The sequence below is a fragment of the Nakamurella sp. genome (genome assembly GCF_048594475.1).
Lineage (GTDB): Bacteria > Actinomycetota > Actinomycetes > Mycobacteriales > Nakamurellaceae > Nakamurella.
Map to the genome: position 1 here is coordinate 1 of NZ_JBMDXT010000259.1, position 5,654 is coordinate 5,654.

The 5,654-nt window shown below is 71.2% G+C and carries 6 protein-coding genes; all 6 read right to left on the minus strand.

Annotation, left to right across the window (positions count from 1 at the left end):
• Positions 1-37: 37 nt before the first annotated feature.
• Entirely contained in the window at positions 38-469 is a 432-nt protein-coding gene (locus ACOJUF_RS11950; protein ID WP_420122069.1) for a hypothetical protein, read from the minus strand.
• Positions 470-518: 49 nt separating this feature from the next.
• Positions 519-959, minus strand: a complete 441-nt coding sequence (locus tag ACOJUF_RS11955; RefSeq protein WP_420122070.1) for a cytidine deaminase — start codon at positions 957-959, stop codon at positions 519-521.
• Positions 959-2,215, minus strand: a complete 1,257-nt coding sequence (locus ACOJUF_RS11960; protein ID WP_420122071.1) for an ABC transporter permease — start codon at positions 2,213-2,215, stop codon at positions 959-961. Before ACOJUF_RS11960 ends, ACOJUF_RS11955 begins: the two co-directional genes overlap by 1 nt.
• Complete coding sequence (locus ACOJUF_RS11965) at positions 2,212-3,348, minus strand: ABC transporter permease (RefSeq protein WP_420122072.1); 1,137 nt, start codon at positions 3,346-3,348, stop codon at positions 2,212-2,214. Before ACOJUF_RS11965 ends, ACOJUF_RS11960 begins: the two co-directional genes overlap by 4 nt.
• Positions 3,345-4,943 carry an ABC transporter ATP-binding protein gene (locus ACOJUF_RS11970; protein ID WP_420122073.1) on the minus strand — a complete coding sequence of 533 codons (1,599 nt, stop codon included), beginning with the start codon at positions 4,941-4,943 and terminating at the stop codon, positions 3,345-3,347. Before ACOJUF_RS11970 ends, ACOJUF_RS11965 begins: the two co-directional genes overlap by 4 nt.
• A 161-nt stretch (positions 4,944-5,104) precedes the next feature.
• Positions 5,105-5,654, minus strand: a 550-nt coding sequence (locus ACOJUF_RS11975; protein WP_420122074.1) for a BMP family lipoprotein, incomplete at its 5' end; no start/stop codon positions are given.

A 5,654-nucleotide genomic window follows, 5' to 3' on the forward strand; every position in this document is an offset into this window, starting at 1 on the left:
GCCCGCGGCGGCGACCGGGCCACCGGCCCGCCCGCGGTCAGGACCCACGGCGGTCGCCCGGGCCGGTGGGCGCCCCGCCGGCGTCCGGCCTCGGTCGCAGCTCCTCGCGCAGCTGACGGTAGGTGCGGGGGGTCGCGTTCCAGCGGTTTCCATCGGTCTCCTCGAAGTGGACGTCGTACCGGCCCGTCGCCCGGTCGAACTGCAGCAGGATCGCGCGCGGCAGCACGTCGCCGGGTTCATAGCAACTGTCGGTGTACGCCGTGACCGCGGCCTGCACCGCCCACGGATCGGCCGCGACGGCCGCGATCCGGCCGGCCGGCAGGTACAGGTAGCCGTGGGCCGAGTTGAACCGGCCGCCGGGGAATTCGAGCACCATCGCCAGCGCGTCCCACCCCTCGTGGTCGGCGGTCGGATCCTCGAGGTGATCGAGCAACGCACGGATCAGCTCGGCGACGACGGACCCGGCCACGGATCCCTCCCTGCCGGGTCGTCGGTCGGTCGTGCGGCGGTGGGCATGGTCAACCCGCGACCGCGTTCGGCCCGGCGGGTTCGCGGGCGGCCGGCAGGTGCTCGGGGCCGAACGCATCGGGCAGCACCGCGGTCATCGGCACCGGTCCGGACGGGCCGTCCACCGCCAGCCCGGACCCGCCGAACTCGTACAGCACCTGGCGGCAGCGGCCGCAGGGCATCAGCAGCTCCCCCGCCCCGGAGCGGCAGGCGACCGCCACCAGGCGGCCGCCGCCGGACAGCCGCAGCTGCCCGACGAGCGTGCACTCGGCGCACAGACCCAGCCCGTACGAGGCGTTCTCGACGTTGCAGCCGGTGATGATCCGGCCGTCGTCGACCAGTGCCGCCGCCCCCACCTGCAGACCCGAGTACGGGCAATAAGCGGCCTCGGCCGCTTCGATGGCGGCCTGCCGCAGCAGCGGCCAGTCGACGCGCTCGTCGGTGCCGGGCATCAGTGCCCACCCTTCCGGTAGATCAGGCCGTCGGCCTTGGGCATCCGCAGGTTCTGCGAGGCCAGCGCCATCACCAGCAGGGTGATCGCGTACGGTGCCGCCTTCACCAGCTGCTGCGGCAGCTCGTCGGTGGCCAGGAACCACCAGACGCACAGGATGGCGATGACGGCCGCCACCGCGGCGACCGTGTGGTGGCCGCCCCGGTACTGCAGGACCGCGACCACGACCAGGGCGATCGCCACCAGCAACAGGAACGCGTGCATCGCCGAGCCGGACGCGTCGTACTGCTGCACGCCGTCGGTGTAGCCGAACAACGAGGCGCCCAGCGCCATCCCGCCCGGCCGCCAGTTGCCGAAGATCATCGCGGCCAGGCCGATGAAGCCGCGACCGCCGGTCTGCCCGTCCTGGAACTTCAGGCCCACCACCAGGAACGAGCCGGCCAGGCCGGCCAGGCCGCCGGACACCGCCACGGCCACGTACTTGTACCAGTACACGTTGACGCCCAGCGACTCCGCGGCGTAGGGGGCCTCGCCGCAGGACCGCAGGCGCAGGCCCAGCCGGGTCCGCCAGAGCACGAAGCCGGTGGCCACGATCAGCACCACGGCCAGCACGGTCAGCAGGGACAGGTTCGTGCACATCCCGCGCAGGATGCCGGCCACGTCGGAGACGAAGAACCAGCCCTTGGCCTCGATGTCGCCGAGCCAGTCGGACAGCAGCGGCAGGGTGATGCGGCCGACGTCGGGTACCGGCGGCGACTGCCGCTGGCCCCCGCCGGGGGCGTCGGTGAACAGCAACCGGGACAGGTACAGGGCCAGACCGGGAGCCAGGATGTTGATGGCGACGCCGGCGATGATGTGGTCGACCCCGACGGTGACCGTAACCAGCGCGAGCAGCAGGCCGCCGAGCAGCCCGCAGAAGATGCCGAAGACCACACCGGCCCAGGCGCCCCACTGGTACCCGGCGTACCCGGCCCCGAAGGTGCCCATGATCATCATGCCCTCGATGCCGATGTTGACCACCCCGGCCCGCTCCGACCACAGCCCGGACAGGCCGGCGAGCGCGATCGGCGTCGCCGCGGTGATCGCGGCCTGGATGGCCCCGGACGAATCGAGGTTGTTCGCCCCGGTCAGGATCCGGACCAGGGAGACCACCGCGATGCCGATCGCGACGACGCCCAGCCACATCAACGGGGTCAGATTCCGCCGCGGCGCCGTCGACTTGGGCAGCGGGACCGCGAGGTCCGAATCGACGCTCATGAGCCCACTCCGCTCGCCGGTTCGGCCGCGGGTGCCGGTTTCGACCTGGCGGCCAGCGCCCGGGCCACATCCTTGGCCTCCAGCGTGAGCCGGTACCGGCGGACGAACTCGTAGGCCACGACCACCGAGAGCACGATGATGCCCTGCATGATCGTGACCAGCTCCCGGGGTACCCCGACGCCCTGCAGCGCGTTCGCCGAGCTGTCCAGGGCGGCCCACAGCAGCGCCGAGAAGACCATGCCGACCGGATGGTTCCGGCCGAGCAGGGCGATGGCGATGCCGGTGAAGCCGATGCCGGTCGGGAAGTTCAGCGAGTAGGACGCCGCCGACCCGTTGAGGAGCTCGGGCATGCCGATCAGCCCGGCGACCGCCCCGGAGAGCAGCATCGCCGAGACGATCATCTTCTTCACCGAGATGCCGGACGCGATCGCCGCAGACTCGGACAGGCCGGTCGCCTTGATGCTGAAGCCGAAGACCGTGCGGGACAGCATCAGCGCGTACAGCACGCCGACCAGGCCGGCCAGCGCCACCAGCGAGTACAGCGGCGTCGTCGAACCCTCGAAGAAGATCACCCCGAGCTGGCCGCCCTCGGTGATCTTGGGCGTGGAGATGTTGTTGCCCTCCTGCACGGCCAGCCGTTGCGGCGTGAGCAGGTAGGCGATGACGAAGGTCGCGATCGCGTTCAGCATGATCGTGCTGATCACCTCGCTGACCCCGCGGGTGACCTTGAGCAATGCGGCGATCCCGGCCCAGGCGGCCCCCACGGCCATCGCCACCAGCAGGGTGATGATGATGCGCAGGAAGCCGGGCAGGGCGCTCATCCAGGCGGCACCGGCCACCGCCGCCGAGAGCATCGCGGCGAGCCGGTACTGGCCGTCGACACCGATGTTGAACAGGTTCATCTTGAACCCGATCGCCACCGCGATCGCGGCCAGGTAGTAGATGGCCGACTGGTTGATGGTGCCGAGGATGATGCGCGGCCGCTCCAGCGCGTCGATCATGGCGCCGAACGCGTCGATCGGGCTGTGGCCGGTGGTGACCAGCAGCACCGAGGTGATGATCACCGAGACCAGCAGCGCGCCGACCGGCGCGGCCGCGCCGAGCAGGATGCGCCGCCCCCGGGAGCCGGTCACTGCGGCACCTCCCCGGCCCGCTCCGGCTCGTCGCCGGCGCCGGTCATGGCCGCCCCAAGCTCCTCGGGGGTGACCGACCGCGGGTCGTAGGTCCCGGTGAGCCGACCCCGCAGGATCACCGTCAACCGGTCGGACATCCCGATCAGCTCCTCCAGGTCGGCCGAGATCAGCAGGACGGCAAGACCGGCGGCCCGGGCGGTGCGCAGATGCTCCCAGATCGCGGCCTGCGCGCCCACGTCGACGCCGCGGGTCGGGTGCGAGGCGATCAGCAGGACCGGGTCCTCGCTCATCTCCCGGCCGACGATCAGTTTCTGCTGGTTGCCCCCGGACAGCGACGCGGCGGTCACCTCGATGCCGGGGGTCCGCACGTCGAAGGTGTCGACAATCCGCCTGGTGTCGGCCCGCGCCGCGCGGCGGTCCAGCAGGATGCCGCGGGCGGACGGACGCCGGGTCTGGTGGCCGAGCACCCGGTTCTCCCACAGGGTGCCCTCCAGGATCAGCCCCTGCCGGTGCCGGTCCTCGGGGATGAACCCGACGCCGGCTTCCCGCCGGGCCGCGGTCGACAGGTGGGCGATCTCCCGCCCGGACAGGGAGATGGTGCCGCCGGCGATCGGCCGGATGCCCATGATCGCGTCCACCAGCTCGGCCTGGCCGTTGCCCTCGACGCCGGCGATGCCCAGCACCTCTCCGGCGTGGATCTGCAGATCGATGTCGGACAGCACGTCCCGTTCGCCGGCCCCGCCGGGGACCTGGACGCCGCGCAGGTCCAGCACCACGGTGTCGGTGACGGTGGATTCGCGCAGTTCGGGCACCGGCAGAGCCGAGCCGACCATCATCTCGGCGAGCTGGCGGTTGGTCACCGCCTTGGGGTCCGCCGTGCCGACCGTGGTGCCGCGCCGGATGACGGTGATCTCGTCGGCGATGCTGCGGACCTCGTCGAGCTTGTGCGAGATGAAGATGATGGTCAGGCCCTCGGCCTTGAGCTCGCGCAGGTTGCCGAACAGCTCGTCGACCTCCTGCGGCACCAGCACGGCGGTCGGCTCGTCCAGGATGAGCGTCTTCGCGCCGCGGTAGAGCACCTTGAGGATCTCGACCCGCTGGCGGGCCCCGACGCCGAGCGTCTCGACCAGCGCGCCGGAGTCGACCACCAGCCCGTACCGGCGGGCCAGCTCGTCGATCCGGCCCCGGGCCCCGCGCACGTCCAGCCGGCCGCCGGTGACCGGCTCGGCGCCCAGCACGATGTTCTCCCAGACGGTCAGGTTGTCGGCCAGCATGAAGTGCTGGTGCACCATGCCGATGCCGACCGCGATGGCGTCGGCGGGCGAGCCGAAGGTGACCTGCCGGCCGTCGACCGCGATGGTGCCCTCGTCCGGCTGGTGCATGCCGTAGAGGGTCTTCATCAGCGTGGACTTGCCCGCGCCGTTCTCGCCGACCAGCGCGTGCACGGTGCCCCGGCGCACGCTGAAGGTGATGTCGGAGTTGGCCACCACACCGGGAAAGCGTTTGGTGATGCCGGTCAGTTCGACGGCCGGCGGGACGGTCACGGTCGGACCGGCCGAACCGGGCGGGCCGGTGGGTGTCGCATCGGTACTCATCGCACCTGCACTTCGCGAGAGGGTTCGGGTGGGCGGTGACCTGCGATCAGGCAGTCATAGCAGAACATCCGGCGGCCGACCGGCAACGCCAACGGGCACGGCCCCGACGGAAGTGTCTTCCGTCGGGGCCGCGTCGCGTCATTCCTGCCGTCGCCGGCGCGTCACCCGCCGACGGTGCTGGGCACGGTGATGCTGCCGTCGAGGATGGCCTCCTTGGCCTTCTCGATGTCCGGCACGTACTCGGTGATGAACCCGCCGGAGGTCGAGTAGCCGACGCCGTCGTTCTCCAGGCTGTAGACGTGCTGGCCGGAGATCGGCGCGCCGTTGGCCGCGCTGGCGATGAAGTCCCAGGTCGCGACGTCGACCTTCTTGAGCATGGACGTGATGATGACGTCCTTCACGTCGGCCAGCGACGGGATGTTGTACTGGTCGGAGTCCACGCCGATGGCGTAGTTCCCGGTGGCCTTGGCCGCCTTGAACACGCCCGCGCCGGAGCCGCCCGCGGCCGCGTAGATGACGTCGATGCCGTCGTTGTACATGCCGGTGGCGATGGTCTCGCCCTTGTCCGGAGCGTTGAAGCCGCTGAAGTCCGGCGGCTCGGTGATGTACTTGCTGGTCACCGTGGCGTTCGGGTTGGTCGCCTTGACCCCGGCCTCGAAGCCGGCCTGGAACTTCTGGATCAGCGGGGTGTTGACGCCGCCGATGAAGCCG